At 66.6% G+C, this 15464-nt stretch carries 14 protein-coding genes; 7 read left to right on the top strand and 7 right to left on the bottom strand.

Going from position 1 to position 15464, the window contains the following annotated elements:
- Positions 1-94: 94 nt before the first annotated feature.
- The gene (murA, locus tag ASE79_RS10780; protein WP_056416058.1) at positions 95-1378 is read right to left on the bottom strand and encodes a UDP-N-acetylglucosamine 1-carboxyvinyltransferase; all 1284 of its coding nucleotides are present in this window, start codon (positions 1376-1378) and stop codon (positions 95-97) included.
- Between the two features lie 216 nt (positions 1379-1594).
- On the opposite strand from murA, the gene ASE79_RS10775 reads away from it, so the two are divergent.
- A complete protein-coding gene (locus tag ASE79_RS10775; RefSeq protein WP_234422585.1) occupies positions 1595-2278 on the top strand; it encodes a Crp/Fnr family transcriptional regulator in 684 nt (227 codons plus the stop codon).
- A 66-nt stretch (positions 2279-2344) separates the two neighbouring features.
- On the opposite strand, the gene clpS is transcribed toward ASE79_RS10775, so the two are convergent.
- From clpS to ASE79_RS10755, 3 genes are all read right to left on the bottom strand, one after another.
- On the bottom strand, positions 2345-2680 hold the full coding sequence (clpS, locus tag ASE79_RS10770; protein ID WP_055875355.1) for an ATP-dependent Clp protease adapter ClpS: 336 nt from the start codon (positions 2678-2680) through the stop codon (positions 2345-2347).
- 195 nt (positions 2681-2875) lie between these two features.
- Positions 2876-3667 (bottom strand): phasin family protein, encoded by a 792-nt coding sequence (locus ASE79_RS20390; RefSeq protein ID WP_082445253.1) that lies wholly within the window; start codon positions 3665-3667, stop codon positions 2876-2878.
- Positions 3668-3769: 102 nt separating this feature from the next.
- On the bottom strand, positions 3770-5482 hold the full coding sequence (locus tag ASE79_RS10755) for a PHA/PHB synthase family protein (protein ID WP_056416043.1): 1713 nt from the start codon (positions 5480-5482) through the stop codon (positions 3770-3772).
- Positions 5483-5808: 326 nt separating this feature from the next.
- On the opposite strand from ASE79_RS10755, the gene ASE79_RS10750 reads away from it, so the two are divergent.
- Genes ASE79_RS10750 through ASE79_RS10740 form a run of 3 tightly spaced genes read left to right on the top strand, consistent with a single transcriptional unit; the run spans position 5809 to position 8231 of the window.
- Positions 5809-7017, top strand: coding sequence for an LL-diaminopimelate aminotransferase (locus ASE79_RS10750; protein ID WP_056416040.1), 1209 nt, complete (start codon positions 5809-5811; stop codon positions 7015-7017).
- A 7-nt stretch (positions 7018-7024) separates the two neighbouring features.
- Positions 7025-7801, top strand: coding sequence for a sulfite exporter TauE/SafE family protein (locus ASE79_RS10745; RefSeq protein ID WP_056416037.1), 777 nt, complete (start codon positions 7025-7027; stop codon positions 7799-7801).
- A 1-nt stretch (position 7802) separates the two neighbouring features.
- A complete protein-coding gene (locus ASE79_RS10740) occupies positions 7803-8231 on the top strand; it encodes an acyl-CoA thioesterase (RefSeq protein ID WP_056416033.1) in 429 nt (142 codons plus the stop codon).
- Positions 8232-8243: 12 nt separating this feature from the next.
- Here ASE79_RS10740 and ASE79_RS10735 read toward each other — a convergent pair whose 3' ends face one another.
- Positions 8244-8717: a winged helix-turn-helix transcriptional regulator gene (locus tag ASE79_RS10735; RefSeq protein WP_056417171.1), complete on the bottom strand. Its 474-nt coding sequence runs from the start codon at positions 8715-8717 to the stop codon at positions 8244-8246.
- A 146-nt stretch (positions 8718-8863) separates the two neighbouring features.
- Here ASE79_RS10735 and ASE79_RS10730 point away from each other — a divergent pair, with 146 nt between their 5' ends.
- Together ASE79_RS10730 and ASE79_RS10725 are read left to right on the top strand one after the other, a co-directional pair.
- Positions 8864-10969 (top strand): RelA/SpoT family protein, encoded by a 2106-nt coding sequence (locus ASE79_RS10730; RefSeq protein WP_056416030.1) that lies wholly within the window; start codon positions 8864-8866, stop codon positions 10967-10969.
- Between the two features lie 47 nt (positions 10970-11016).
- Entirely contained in the window at positions 11017-12039 is a 1023-nt protein-coding gene (locus ASE79_RS10725; RefSeq protein WP_056416028.1) for a glycosyltransferase family 2 protein, read from the top strand.
- Positions 12040-12395: 356 nt separating this feature from the next.
- Here ASE79_RS10725 and ASE79_RS10720 read toward each other — a convergent pair whose 3' ends face one another.
- A complete protein-coding gene (locus ASE79_RS10720) occupies positions 12396-13124 on the bottom strand; it encodes a class I SAM-dependent methyltransferase (protein WP_056416025.1) in 729 nt (242 codons plus the stop codon).
- 28 nt (positions 13125-13152) lie between these two features.
- Complete coding sequence (locus ASE79_RS10715; RefSeq protein ID WP_199861061.1) at positions 13153-13578, bottom strand: GtrA family protein; 426 nt, start codon at positions 13576-13578, stop codon at positions 13153-13155.
- Between the two features lie 90 nt (positions 13579-13668).
- Between ASE79_RS10715 and ASE79_RS10710 the strand changes: the two genes are divergently transcribed.
- The gene (locus tag ASE79_RS10710; protein ID WP_056416022.1) at positions 13669-15456 is read left to right on the top strand and encodes a hypothetical protein; all 1788 of its coding nucleotides are present in this window, start codon (positions 13669-13671) and stop codon (positions 15454-15456) included.
- The last annotated feature ends 8 nt before the right edge of the window (positions 15457-15464 follow it).

Below are 15464 nucleotides of genomic sequence, written 5' to 3'. Positions count from 1 at the left end.
CAGCCAAGCAGTGCAGCGCCCGGAACAGCCCCTCACCCAACCCTCTCCCCAGAGGGGAGAGGGCTAGCCCCGGCTCAACTACGCCTCCCGACCCTCACCCGTCGCTGGCGCGCTCGATATCCGCGCCGACCGCGCTCAGCTTCTCTTCCAGCCGCTCATAGCCGCGGTCGAGATGGTACACCCGGCCGACCGACGTCTCGCCGTCCGCCGCGAGACCCGCCAGGATCAGGCTCATCGACGCGCGCAGGTCGGTCGCCATCACCGGCGCACCGACGAGCTTGTCGACGCCGCGCACCACCGCGGTCCGGCCGCGCACCTGGATATCCGCGCCCATCCGCGCCAGCTCGGGCACGTGCATGTAGCGGTTCTCGAAGATCGTCTCGGTCAGCACGCTGGCGCCGTCCGCCTTGCAGAGCATCGCCATGAACTGCGCCTGCATGTCGGTCGCGAAGCCGGGATAGGGCGCGGTGGACAGCGTCAGCGGCTTCAGTCCGCCGTCCGCGGCGACGCGCACGCCGTCCTTGGTCGGCGTCACCGACACGTCTGCCTCGACCAGCGCGTCGAACGTCGCGCCCATGTCGGGGATCGCCACGCCGACCAGTTCCAGGTCGCCACCGGTGATCGCCGCGGCGCAGGCATAGCTGCCCGCCTCGATCCGGTCGGGCATCACCGCATAGGTCGCGCCGTGCAGCCGGTCGCGGCCCTCGATCGTCAGCGTCTCCGTGCCGATCCCGTCGATCGACGCGCCCATCGCGACCAGGCAGTTGCACAGATCGACGATCTCGGGCTCGCGCGCGGCGTTGTCGATCACGCTCGTGCCCTTGGCGAGCACCGCCGCCATGATCACGTTCTCGGTCGCGCCAACCGACACGATCGGGAAGCGATAGCGTCCACCCGGCAGGCGCCCGCCCGGCGCGGTCGCCTTCACATAGCCCGCCGCCATCTCGAGCTCGGCACCGATCGCCTCGAGCGCGCGCAGGTGCAGGTCGATCGGGCGGTTGCCGATCGCACAGCCGCCCGGCAGCGACACCGTCGCCTCGCCGCCGCGCCCGAGCAGCGGCCCGAGCACGAGGATCGACGCGCGCATTTTCCGCACGATATCGTACGGCGCCTCGGTCGATGTGAGATTGCCCGCGCGGATCGTCATCACCCGGCCGAAATCCTCGGGCCGCGTACCCTGGATCGCGGTCGACGCGCCCAGCTGGTTGAGCAGATGGCCAAACCCGTCGACGTCCGCGAGCCGCGGCAGATTGCGCAGCGTCAGCGGCTCTTCGGTCAGCAGCGCGCACGGCATCAGCGTGAGCGCTGCGTTCTTCGCACCGGAAATGGGCAGGCGCCCGGACAGGCGGTTGCCGCCACGAATGAGAATACGGTCCATCCCGGGTGTGTATCGCGGCTGGCGGTGCGCGCAAGGGCCACGCAGCACGGACCCGACGAGCGGACTCGCGCGCACGACGCCCGAATGCACGCGCTTGATCGACTTTAATGCGCGGGAATCATAGCTTTGCTCTTTGTGCCCTCGAACATGGGGGACCATCACAGAGTGCCGGACAGCTGCTTCGCCGAACGCGTCGGCGATCTCATCGACTTGTCGATGAACGAAAGGGCTGCGTTAGCGCGGTTGGAGGAACGCCCGCGCGACTTGCGTCGCGGCGCGATCCTGCTGCGCGAGAACGATCCGCAGCCCGAGCTCTTCATCCTCCAGCGCGGCATGGCGATGAGCTATGTGCTGCTCGACGACGGCAGCCGCCAGATCCTTCGCTTCCTCCATACCGGCGACATGCTCGGCGTGTCGGCGCTGGTGTATCGCGATTCCCCGGAGACGGTGGTCGCGCTGACCGATTGCACGGTCTGCCCGTTCGATCGATCGGTGATGACCGCGCTGGTGACCGATCATCCGCGATTGTCGGCGATCATCATGGTGATGAACCAGATGGAAAAGGTCGCGCTGACCGACCGGCTCGCCGCGCTCGGGCGCACCTCTGCCAAGGCGCGGATCGCCGCGTTGCTGATCGAGATGCACAACCGGCTGCGCAGGCGCGACCAGGCGATCGGCAACAGCTTCACGCTTGGCGTCACGCAGGAGGAGATCGGCGACGCGACCGGGCTCACCGCGGTGCACGTCAACCGCATGCTGCGCCAGCTCGAGGAAGACGGGCTGATCCGGCGCGAGGGCAGCCGGGTGACGCTGCTCAAGGAGACGCTGCTGGCACAGGCGGCGAATTACATCGAACGCTTCGACGGGCTCGACCTGCGCTGGCTCCCGCCCGCGCGATAGGTTTCGCCTGCCCTCCTCCCCCGCCAGGGGGAGGATCAGCAAGGAAATCGGGTCAAGCGGTGAGGCTCACGCCTTTTCGAGCGTGCACTGCAACGGATGCTGGTTCTGCCGGGCGAAATCCATGACCTGGCTGACCTTGGTCTCCGCCACCTCATAGCTGAACGTGCCGCACACCCCGACGCCCTTCTGGTGGACGTGGAGCATGACGCGAGTCGCCGCCTCCATATCCATGCGGAAGAACCGCTGGAGGCACAGCACGACGAATTCCATCGGCGTGTAATCGTCGTTGAGCATCAACACACGGTACGGTGTCGGCTGCTTGGTCTTCGCACGCGTCTTGGTCGCAATGCCAGCGCCCGTGCCGCCGGTACCATCCTCGCCATCGTCACGGCGCTCGGCCATCGATTCTACGGCCATCATTTCAGAGTCCACCACCATGCCGTCAAAATATGGCATCCCGTCGGGCAAGAGCAAGGGGGCGCCGACACACGGCGCGCTAAAACCGCAACCGCAAAGGGGGCGACCGTCGCGTGACGGCCGCCCCCTCCTGTCGCGTCTGATCCTGTCGCGCTACCCGGGGGCAGCGCGGCGCCAGGCTCAGGCCGGCATCTTCATCTTGTCGGTCGCAACCGCGACCCGGTTCGAGATCGGCTGCGCGAACTCGCCGAACATCTTGAGCATCCGCTCGGTCGAGCGCGAGCCCTCGGCGATCATCGTGTCGAACGCGGTGCGCGCATAGTCGCTCTGCAGCTTCACGAACTCGGTCGGCGACTTGGCAGCGGCGAGCGTCTTGGCGGCTTCGGTCGCGTGCTCGAACGAGGTTTTGGCGTAATCGGCAGCTTCCTGGCCGAGCGCTTCGACGTTCTTCGCGGCGATCTTCGACGATTCGACCAGTGCCTCGATATTGCCCTTGCCGAAGGCGACGAAATCTTCGGCCATCTTCGCCGACTTTTCCATCGCGCCCTTGGCCTGCTCGGTGAAATCGGTGGTGGTCGTGCCGCCGAACCCGTTCGTGAACAGGGACTTGGTCTTCTCGGTGATGCTCTGGATCGTTTCCATGATGGCGTCCTTCGTTTCGCTGACAGGAATCCCCGGGGGCGCGGCGGCCGTGATCGGGGCGGCTGGTATCGGGGCTGGAGAGTCGGGATGCGGCGGTACGCAGTCTGCCGCAGGGGGCTGTTCGATCGCAGGCGTCATGGCGACCGGCTCGGGTGCCGGAGCCGGAACGACCGGCTCAGGCGCGAGAGCCATGACGACCGGCGCAGGCGCCGGCGGGACAGCGATCGACTCGGATGCCGGTTGCGCCGGCTTGGCGACAGTCCGAGGAGCCTTCGCGGTGACGAGCGGCTTCGAGTCGGACTTGGCCGTCGGTTTTACGATATCCGTCATCCACGCACCTCTCTTCGGAGTAATGTCGCGATCTTTATACACGATTCGCGGCGGCGCACAAATATCTTGTGCACTGCACCATGACGTGAACGGAAGGTAGCGCTACCGGCCTTTGACGTACGTCCCGGGCGCATCGCAAAGCGCTTCGAGCGACCCCGCGCCGGGTACCCTAACCCCTTTTGCCGACACGGTTTTGGCATCGATCGCGCGGACCCATTCGACCCAGTCCGGCCACCAGCTTCCCTTGGTTTCCGTCGCCCCCGCGACGAAGTCCGCTAGCGTCGTATGCGCCGAGGGATTGGTCCAATACTGATACTTCCCGGCGGCCGGCGGGTTCACGACTCCGGCGATATGTCCCGACCCCGCCAGCACGAACTTCAGCGGCCCGGTGAACAGCTGAGTCAGCTTCCACACGCTCTCGGCCGGCGCGATATGATCCTCGCGCCCCGCCTGGACATAGCTCGGCGTCGTCACCTTGGTCAGGTCGAGCGGCGTTCCGGCGACGCTGATCGCGCCGGGCTGCACCAGCAGATTGTCGCGGTAGAGGTCGGTCAGATAGCTCAGGTGCCATTTCGCGGGCAGGTTGGTCGTGTCGCCGTTCCAGTGGAGCAGGTCGAACGGCACGTAATCCTGGCCGAGCAGGTAATTCTGCGTGACATAGTTCCAGATCAGGTCGCGCCCGCGCAGCAGGTTGAACGTCGTCGCCATGTAGCGCCCGTCGAGAAACCCCTCGGGCGAGAGCGACGCGACCATCTTCAACTGCTCGTCGTCGATGAAATGCTGCAATTCGCCCGCCTGCGCGAAATCGACCTGGGCGGTGAAGAACGTCGCGCTCGCGACCTTCGCCGCCTCGCCGCGCGCCGCCAGCAGCGCGAGCGTCGCCGCCAGCGTCGTCCCGGCGACGCAATAGCCGATGGTGTGGACCGCCGGCACCTTCAGCGCGGCGCGGACCGTGTCGATCGCATCGACCTGCGCGGCGACATAATCGTCCCAGATCACGTCCTTCATGCTCGCATCGGCGGATTTCCACGACACCATGAACACCGTGATGCCCTGCTCGACAGCCCAACGGATGAAGCTCTTCTCGGGCGTCAGGTCGAGAATGTAGAACCGGTTGATCCACGGCGGGAAGATGACGAGCGGCGTCGCCAGCACCTTGGGGGTGGTGGGCGTATATTGGATCAGTTCGTAGAGTGGCGTGCGCTTGACCACCTTGCCCGGCGTCATCGCCAGGTTGCGGCCGAGCTCGAACGCGCCGTCGGGGGTATGCGTCACCTGCCCGCGGGCAAGATCGGCCATCATGTTCTGCAGCCCTTTGAGCAGATTCTCGCCGCGCGTCTCGATCGTCTTCTCGATCACCTGCGGGTTGGTCAGCGCGAAGTTGGTCGGGCTCATCGCATCGACGAACCCCTTGGTCGCGAACCGCAGCTGCTCCTTCTGCCTGGCATCGAGCCCGTCGACCGCCTCGACGCTGCGCAGCATGTGATCGCCGATCAGTTCGTAGCTCTGGCGGATCAGGTCGAACACGGGTTCGCGCCACTGCGGCGCCTTGAAGCGCTTGTCGGTGACGGGCGCGGGGTCCGGCGCCTTGGCGGGATCGAGGAACCGCTGCCACAGCGTGAAGCTCTCGTTCCAGAAATCGCGCGCGCGCGCCAGCGTGGCGGGGTCGGTAAGCCCGGGAATCGTGGGCATCCCCTCCGGCGGCGCCTGCATCGCGGCGAGCCCCTGCTCCATCATCATCTGCTGCGCGCGGCCCATCACCCAGGTCCAGTGCTGGAGATCGGGCAGGCTCGGAGCGGGAGGAGTTTCGGCCATGGCGTCCTCTGGTTTTTCGGGAGCTTAACGCAGGTGTGGCTGGAGCGGAAGCTTGCGCCACAACCGATTCATGCCGCCGCCGCTCTCTATTCCCGTCTCCCGCCCCACATCGCCACCCACCCTACCCCGTCACCCCAGCGAAAGCTGGGGTATCCCCCTTGTCGAGGCGAGCGGCCCAAACCCGGATACCCCAGCGTTCGCTGGGGTGACGGCGTTGGGAAATACGCTCCCGATCCAATTTAAGGGGACGAACGCGGTGGTACGGAGTGGGTGACGCCTCCCTTTAGCTGCGGTAAAGCATCCCCTCCTCCAGCTTGAGGCTGATCATGTCCGAAGATTTCTACCGCATCAAACGCTTGCCCCCCTATGTCATCGCCGAAGTGAACGCGATGCGGGCGGCGGCGCGCGCGGGCGGGGAGGACATCATCGATCTCGGCATGGGCAATCCGGATCTGCCGCCGCCCGAGCACGTCATCGAAAAGCTCGTCGAAGTCGCGCGCAAGCCCAGCGCGCACGGCTATTCGCAGTCGAAGGGCATTCCCGGCCTCCGCAAGGCGCAGGCGAATTACTACGGCCGCCGCTTCGGCGTCGACGTCGATCCCGAGACAGAGGTCGTCGTGACGATGGGCTCGAAGGAAGGGCTCGCCAGCCTCGCCACCGCGATCACCGCGCCCGGCGACGTCGTGCTCGCGCCCAACCCGTCCTACCCGATCCACACCTTCGGCTTCATCATTGCCGGTGCGACGATCCGCGCAGTGCCGACCACGCCAGACGAGGCGTATTTCGAGAGCCTGGAGCGCGCGATGGCGTTCACCGTACCGCGCCCGTCGGTGCTGGTGATGGGCTATCCGTCGAACCCGACCGCCGAGGTCGTCGACCTCGCCTTTTACGAACGCGTCGTCGAGTTCGCGAAGAAGCATAAGCTCTGGGTGATCTCCGACCTGGCCTATTCGGAGCTGTATTACGACGGCAAGCCGACCCCCTCGATCCTCCAGGTGCCGGGTGCGAAGGACGTCGCGATCGAGTTCACCTCGCTCAGCAAGACCTATTCGATGGCCGGGTGGCGGATGGGCTTCGGGGTCGGCAACAAGACGCTGATCGCGGCAATGACTCGCGTGAAATCCTATCTCGATTACGGCGCGTTCACGCCGATCCAGGCGGCGGCCTGCGCCGCGCTCAACGGCCCGCAGGATATCGTCGCGCGCAACCGCGAACTCTATCACAAGCGCCGCGACGTGCTGGTCGAAAGCTTCGGCCGCGCCGGCTGGGATATTCCGAGTCCCCGTGCGAGCATGTTCGCCTGGGCGCCTTTGCCGCCCGCCCTCGCGCATTTAGGTAGCCTTGAGTTCACCAAACAATTGCTGACTCACGCGCACGTCGCGGTGGCCCCAGGAGTGGGCTATGGCGAAAACGGCGAGGGCTATGTGAGGATCGCGATGGTCGAGAACGAACAGCGGCTCCGCCAGGCGGCGCGCAACGTGAAGAAATATCTCCAGTCGATGGGCGTCAACACGCCCGCGCGTGGCGCTGGCTAACCGCTTAGTGGATATCAATCCGTTGTATTCGGTGGCCGGCGTGCTCGTCGGCCTGATCGTCGGGCTGACCGGCGTCGGTGGCGGATCGCTGATGACGCCGCTGCTGGTGCTCGTCTTCGGCTTCCACCCGGCCACCGCGGTCGGCACCGACCTGCTCTACGCCTCGGCGACCAAGACGGTGGGCACCACCGTGCATGGCTGGCGCGGCACGGTCGACTGGCGAGTCGTGCGGCGGCTCGCGACCGGCAGCGTCCCCGCGGCGATCGCGACGTTGCTCGTGCTCAACCATCTCGGCGAGAAATCGTCGGACACCGGCCATGCGATCACCGTCGTGTTGGGCGTGACGCTGATCCTGTCGGCGGTGGCGACGTTCCTGCGCGGCCGAATCGTCGCGTGGCTGACGCCCCGCGTCGGCACGGTCCGCGGCGAGCGTCAGGCGATGCTGACGATCCTGCTCGGCGCCGTCCTCGGCGTGCTCGTCTCGCTGACGTCGGTCGGTGCGGGCGCGCTGGGGATGACCGCGCTCCTGATCCTCTATCCGAAGCTGCCGATCAACCGGCTGGTCGGATCGGACATCGCGCATGCCGTGCCGCTGACGCTGCTCGGCGGGATCGGACACTGGATCCTCGGCTCGGTCGACGTCGACCTGCTCGTGTCGCTGCTGATCGGCTCGATCCCCGGGATCGTCATCGGCAGCCTGATCGCGACGCGCGTGTCGGACCGCGTGCTGGTGCCGGTGCTGGCGACCGTGCTGGCGATCGTCGGCATCCGCCTGATCGTCTGACATGCGGCCGGGTTTCGCCTTCTCGACGCGGTTTCGCGTGCGCTATGCCGAGATCGACGGCCAGCGCATCGTCTTCAACTCGCGCTATCTCGAATATGCCGATGTCGCGGTCACCGAGTTCTGGGACTGGACCGGGATCGTCACGGCCTTGCCGGAAGTGTGGCCCAGCACCGAGTTCAACGTGCGCCGCACCGAGATCGATTATCTGAAACCGTTCCGCCTCGGCGATACGGTCGAGGCGTTCGTGCGGATCGAGAAGCTCGGCACGTCCAGCCTGACGAAGCGATTCGAACTGGCGCATGCCGAGACGGGCGAGCTGCATACGGTGATCACGATGGTCAGCGTGCATGTCGATCTGGAAACCGGGCGGCCGGTGCCGCTGCCGGACGCGATCCGCGCGGTGCTGGAGGCGTTGCCTTCGTCATCCTGACGAAAGGTGGCGTTACTCCGCCGCCTCGGCCTCATCCCCCGCGACCTCGCCCGGTAGCGCCCAGATCAGGTCCCCCTTCCCCAGCACGCGCCCGTCATGCGCGCGCACCGAGACGGGCTGCAGCGGCCGCCGATCGCGCGCGTCGACGAGGATCGGGAACGCCGGCACGCATGTCTCCCACCGCTCGCCCCATTGCCGAAGCGCGATCATCGTCGGCAGCAGCGCGAAACCCTTGTCGGTCAGGCCATAGGCGATCTTGCGGCGGTCCTCCGGGATCGGCTGCCGCTCCAGGATGCCGTGCTCGACCAGCCGCGCCAGCCGGTTCGCCAGGATATTGCGCGCGATGCCGAGCTCCGACTGGAACTCCTCGAAATGGTGCAGGCCGTTGAACGCGGCGCGCAGGATCAGGAACGACCAGCGCTCGCCCATCGCCTCCAGCGCGGCGGGCAGGCTGCATTCCAGCAGTGGTTCGCGCAATTTGCCCATCACGTCATCCTCGTCCGTGGGCAAGCGTACCGCATATGCCGCAGAAGCGAAACGCCCCACGCATTCGCTACTCATGCAGTCATTAGATCACAGTGATCCGACGCTTTTTGTTGCCAAAAGTCCCTCCGCGGCCCCATCTACGATCCGTGCTGCGCCAATATGAACTGGTCGATCGCGTCCTCGACTACGATCCCGACGCCGACGAGGCCCTGCTGAACCGCGCCTATGTCTTCTCGATGCAGGCGCATGGGAGCCAGAAGCGCGCGTCCGGCGATCCGTATTTCAGCCACCCGATCGAGGTGGCGGGCATCCTCACCGACCTGCACCTCGATGCCGAGACGATCGCCACCGCGATCCTGCACGACACGATCGAGGACACGGTCGCGACACCCGAGGAGATCGAGCGGCTGTTCGGGGCATCGGTCGCGCGCCTCGTCGACGGCGTCACCAAGCTCAGCAAGATCGAGGCGCAGACCGAGAACGAACGCGCCGCCGAAAACCTGCGCAAGTTCCTGCTTGCGATGTCCGACGACATCCGCGTGCTGCTGGTCAAGCTCGCCGACCGCCTGCACAATATGCGGACGCTGCACCATATCGCCAAACCCGAGAAGCGCCGTCGTATCGCCAAGGAGACGATGGACATCTACGCGCCGCTCGCCGAGCGGATCGGTATGTACGAATTCATGCGCGAGATGCAGTCGCTCGCGTTCGAACAGCTTGAGCCCGAAGCCTCCGAATCGATCCATCGCCGCCTTGAACAGCTCAAGCAGGGCGATGGCGACCGGATTGCCAAGATCGCGTCGGGGCTTAAATCGGTGCTCGCGCGCGCCGGCGTCGAGGCCGAGATTTCGGGGCGCGAAAAGCATCCCTATTCGATCTTCCGCAAGATGTCGGAGCGGCACATCAGCTTCGAACAGCTGTCAGACGTGATGGCGTTCCGCGCGATCGTGCCGACCGAGGAGGATTGCTACCGCACGCTCGGCATCATCCACCAGCGCTGGCCGATGGTGCCGGGGCGGTTCAAGGATTACATCTCGACGCCCAAGCGCAACGGCTATCGCTCGCTGCACACCTCGGTGATCCATGCCGACAGCGCGCGCATCGAGATCCAGATCCGCACCGCCGACATGCACGCGCAGGCCGAGTTCGGGCTGGCGGCGCACTGGGCGTACAAACAGCAGATCAACGGCAGCGACCGGCAGGTCAGCTGGATCCGCGACCTCGTCGAGATCCTCGATACGGCCGAAAGCCCCGAGGAGCTGCTCGAACACACGCGCATGGCGATGTACACCGATCGCATCTTCGCGTTCACGCCCAAGGGCGAGCTGATCCAGCTGCCAAAGGGCGCGACCTCGATCGATTTCGCCTATGCGGTGCATACCGATCTCGGCGACCAGGCGGTGGGCGCGAAGGTCAATGGCCGCGTCGTGCCGCTGTCGACGGTGATCGAGAATGGCGACCAAGTGCAGATCCTGCGCTCGAAGGGCCAGTCGCCGCAACCGCAATGGCTGAACGTCGCGACCACCGGCAAGGCGCTCGCCGCGATCCGCCGGCATCTGCGCCAGAAGGAGCGCGTCGAACAGATCGCGCTGGGCCAGAGCCTGTACGAGGACATCGTCACGCGGTTGCCCGCGCAGATCGGCACCGATGCACTGAGCCACGCGCTCAAGCGGCTGAAGCTGCCCGACGAATCCTCGCTGATGGTCGCGATCGCGCGGCGCACGCTGTCGGACGCCGCGGTGATGGAGGCGTTGATGCCGGGGTCGGCCGGCGCGGACGTCACGCATGCGTTGGCGCCGCAATCGAGCGCAATCTCGATCAAGGGCCTTACCCCCGGCGTCGCCTACGACCTTGCGACCTGCTGCCATCCGGTCCCGGGCGACCGGATCGTCGGCCTTCGCCGCCCCGATGCGGGGATCGAGGTGCATGCGATCGACTGCCGCGTGCTGGGCGAACTCGCCGAGCGATCGGAGAACGAGACCGACTGGGTCGACGTGGCGTGGGGCGACGAGACCGAGGGCGCGGTCGCGCGGATATCGGTGATGGTGAAGAACGAGCCGGGCTCGCTCGGCATCGTCTCGACGATCATCGGCGGGCACAAGGCGAACATCATCAACCTTCGGCTCGATACGCGCGACAAGAGCTTCCACACCAACGAGATCGATGTCGAGGTGCACGACGTGCAGCAGCTGATGCGGCTGATGGCGGGGCTGCGCGCGGCGGACGCGGTGCACACCGTGGAGCGGGTGTAGAAACATCCGACGATGACGGCGGGCGCAGCGGACGCTAGACGGGGGCGATGAACCGTCCCGCTCTCTCTATCGTCGTGCCCTGCTATAACGAGGCCGCGTGCCTCGACATCCTGCACGCCCGCATTTCCGGCGCGGCCAAGGTCGCGGTCGGCGACGATTACGAGATCGTCCTGATCAACGACGGCTCGCGCGACGACAGCTGGGACGTGATGCAACGCCTCGCCAGCGCCGACCCGCGGCTGGTCGCGATCAACCTGTCGCGCAACCATGGCCACCAGCTGGCGCTCACCGCGGGGCTCGATCTGTGCGCGGGCGAGCAGATCCTGATCATAGACGCGGATCTGCAGGATCCGCCCGAGCTGCTGTCCGACATGCGCGCGGCGATGGCGGCGAGCCAGGCCGACGTGGTCTATGCGGTCCGCCGCCAGCGCGCGGGCGAGACGGTGTTCAAGAAGGCCACCGCCGCCGCCTTTTATCGCCTGCTGACGCGGATGACCGAAACGCCGATCCCGCTCGACACGGGCGATTTCCGCCTGATGAGCAGGCGGGCGCTCGATGCGTTCCTGAGCTTGCCCGAACAGGCGCGCTTCATCCGCGGCATGGTCGCCTGGATCGGCTTCCGCCAGGTGCCCTTCCCCTATGACCGTGCCGAGCGGCTCGCGGGCGAGACGAACTACCCGCTCGCCAAGATGATCCGCCTCGCCTTCGACGCGGTCACCGGCTTCTCGACCGCGCCGTTGCGGTTTGCCAGCCATGCGGGGCTCGCGCTGACCGGCGTGTCGCTGCTGCTGTTCGTGTATATCGCGATCGGCTGGCTGTCGGGCAGCGCGGTGCAGGGCTGGACTTCGACGATGCTGGTCACCGTGTTCCTGGGCGCGGTGCAGATGTTCGTGCTGGGAATGATCGGCGAATATCTCGGCCGGCTATATGTCGAGTCGAAGCGCCGACCGCTGTATATCGTGGCGGATATCGCCGGCCCGATCCAGGGCAAGGCGACGCTGGGGTTCCGCGCGGAGCCGGTTGAGCCGGTTCAGGCGCCTGATGGCCTCCCGCCCGTTCGCGTCGACTAAACGAACGCCGCCTGCCCCATCACGCCTCCACCCCGGCGGAGGCCGGGGCCCAGTTGCGAAGGTCGCAGTAACGGCGCGCACCCGCAGTTGGCCACGTTCCCCAACTGGGCCCCGGCCTTCGCCGGGGTGGTGCTTGCTTGGTGCTTGCTTGCCAATTCGGGGAGGCATGCCACGCCCTGTTCCGTTCGTGCCGAGTAGAGACCGAGTAGCTCCGTAAGGAGCGTATCGAGGACTCGTATCGAGGTATGGGTTCCGCGCGCCAGCTATCCTTCGATACGCCGTCTCGATACGCTGCTTCGCAGCTACTCGACGGCTACCCAGGACGAACGGAAGGGCGCGCGCAGATACCTCGATCGCTACCGCGGCACCGCCAGCGTCACGATCGAAACCCCCGGCGTCATCGGCACGCGCCCGACCAGATGGCGTTCCAGCCGGAAGATCGTCTCGAACAGCGCGTTGACGGGCTTGGGCGGCGGGGAATCGTCGCTGTCGTCGCGCCCCGTCATCCGACCGGCGATCCGCGCCGCCGCCGCCAGCGGGAACAGCAGCGAATTGAAATAGCCGAGCTTTTCGGGCTTGAGCCCCGCAGTCTCGATCGCCGCCTTCAGCGTCGCCTTCGAATAGCGGCGGTGGTGGTGGTTCACGGTGTCGTGCGCGCTCCACATCCACTGGTGCGCCGGCACCGCGATCAGGATCTTGCCGCCGGGCGCGAGGCAATCCGCCATCGCCTTCAGCGCCGCGACGTCGTCCTCGATATGCTCGACCACATCGAGCACCGCGATCAGGTCGTAATGGCCCCGCGGCACGCCCGGCAGTTCGGGCAAGGGTGCCGCGCCGACCGGCTTGCCGAGCCGCTCGCTCGCGATCTCGCGCGCGGCGGGATCGATCTCGATCGCGTCGATGCTGCCGAACGCGGCCAGCATCGGCAGATTGTGCCCGGTGCCGCAGCCGATCTCGAGGATCTTGGCGTCCTTCGGCAACGCGCCGTAGCGCGTCAGGTAATCGGCGAGGATGTCGCGGCGCGCGCGGTACCACCAATGCGTGGAATCATGCGCGGCCATCCGGTCGTAGACGATGCGGTCCATCAGTAATTCGCCCAGTTCGTTGGAAGCATCAGTTGAAAACCCAGAGACGGTTGAGCACGAAGCTCAGGATCGCGGCAAGAAGCACCGCGGGGATCAGCGGGATCCACGGGTGCAGGTGAAACAGCGCGGTGCCGATCCAGGTGATCAGCGCGTTGAGCGCGAGCCCGGCGCCCTGGACGATCACGAACTTGATATGCCGCCCCGCCCCAGGCTCCTTCGCATGGCCCTTGAAGCTCCAGCGGCTGTGCAGGAAGAACCCGACGACCACCGCGACGACGAACGCGAACGGCACCGCGGCCACTGCCTGGCGTGGCGGGAAGACATACGCCGTCAGCGGCAGGTAGACGAGAGAATAGACGAGGCTCGACAGGCCGCCGGCAATCCCGAAGCGCACGAGCTGGCCGAGCACGCCGCTCGCCCGCATCTGCTCTACCTGTCGCCAAATCGCCTGCATGCCCGCCTTGTTCTTTACCAACACCGCGATAGAGCGACGCTTGAGATATGCCCGCGCATCTAGAGTGCGTGCGGGCCGGAGGAAAGCGTTTTGGATCAGGCACCACCGCGGCGGAATACGCTGCTCGACGCACTCGATCGGCATTGGATCGCCTTGTCGCTGCTCGCCTGGGTGGCGGTGGCGGCATGGTCGATGGTCGATCGCTGGGGGCAGGTCCGCTGGCTGTCGCTCGGCGATACCGACGACAACATGCGGCTGATGCAGGTCCGCGCGCTGCTCGACGGCCAGGGCTGGTATGATCTGCGCAACTACCGGCTGAACCCGCCGGTCGGGTTCGACATCCACTGGAGCCGGATCGTCGACCTGCCGATCGCCGGGCTGATCCTGGTCTTCCGCCTGTTCACCACCAACAGCTGGTCAGAGCGGCTGGCGTGCGGGATCGCGCCGCTGCTGCCGCTGTCGATCGCGATGCTCGGCATCGGCGCGACCGTGCGGCGGCTGATCAGCCCCTATGCATGGCCGCTCGCCATCGTGTTCATGGTCGGTGCGACCGGCACCATGCTGATGTTCATGCCCGAGCGGATCGATCATCACGGCTGGCAGCTGGCGATGCTGAGCCTCACGGTCGCAGGCCTGTGCGATACCAACGGCCGTCGCGGTGGCGCGATGGTCGGCATCGCGAGCGCGGTATCGCTGTCGATCGGGCTCGAGCTGTTGCCCTATGCGGCGATGGCGGGCGCGATCATCGCGCTGCGCTGGGTATGGGACCGGGCGGAGGCGGAGCGGCTGTCGATCTATGCGCTGACGCTGGGCGGCGGCAGCACGCTCGGCTTCGCGCTGTTCGCGTCGAACGCCAACCAGGCGATGCGCTGCGACGCGCTGACCCCGGTGTGGCTCAGCGTGATGATCGCGGCGGGGATGCTGCTGTTCCTGCTCGCGCGGTTCGGGCCCGCCTCGCGCGGCGCGCGACTGGCGCTGGCGGTGGTGGCGGGCGCGGCGATCGTCGCCGGGTTCGCGCTCGTCTTCCCGCAGTGCCTGGGCCGGCCGGAGGGCATTTCGCCCGAGCTGCAGCGCAACTGGCTGGACAATGTCCGCGAGGCCAAGCCGATCTACAAGCACAGCTTCCGCGTCGGCTTCGCGCTGGCGACGTTGCCGATCATCGGCCTGATCGGCGCGATCGTCGCCGCCTGGCGCGCGCGGCGCGATCCGCGCGCGGTCGGCTGGGCGGCGGTCGCGCTATTCACCGCGTTCGCCTGCGCGATGCTGCTGTGGCAGGTCCGCGCCGGCCCCGCCGCGCAGTTGCTGGCGATCCCGGGGGCGACCGCGCTCGGCTGGCTGATCCTGCCGAGGCTGCTCGGCAACCGATCGCTGGCGGTGCGCGTGCTGGGGACGGTCGGTGCGTTCCTGATCGTCTCGGGGCTGTTCGCGGGGATGGTGATCCAGTATTTCCCGATCGACCGCCCCAAGCCCTATGAAAAGCGCGTCAACATGGCGACCGGCAACTGCCTGCGCACGACGGTGCTGCTCGCGCTGAACAAATACCCCGCGCAGACGATCTTCACCTTCGTCGACATGGGCCCGCGGTTGATCACGATCACGCATCACGATGCGATTGCGGGGCCGTATCACCGCAACGGCGACGCGATCCTCGACGTCCAGCATGCGTTCGGGGGAACCGCGGACCAGGCGCATGCGATCGTCAAGCGCCACGGCGCGACGATGATGCTGCTCTGCCCCAACGCGGCGGAATCGACCAACTACAAGGCGCGCAGCCCGAAGGGGTTCTACGCGGAGCTCGCCAGGAACGAGGTGCCGGCGTGGCTGACACCGCTCCCGCTACCGCGCAATTCCCCGCTGCGGCTGTTCAAGGTGGATTGATGCCCACC

It is taken from the genome of Sphingomonas sp. Leaf28 (assembly GCF_001421685.1).
In the GTDB taxonomy this organism is placed as follows: domain Bacteria; phylum Pseudomonadota; class Alphaproteobacteria; order Sphingomonadales; family Sphingomonadaceae; genus Sphingomonas; species Sphingomonas aurantiaca.
The sequence above is the reverse complement of the archived record's forward strand: the minus strand, read 5'-3'. Positions and strand labels throughout refer to the sequence as shown.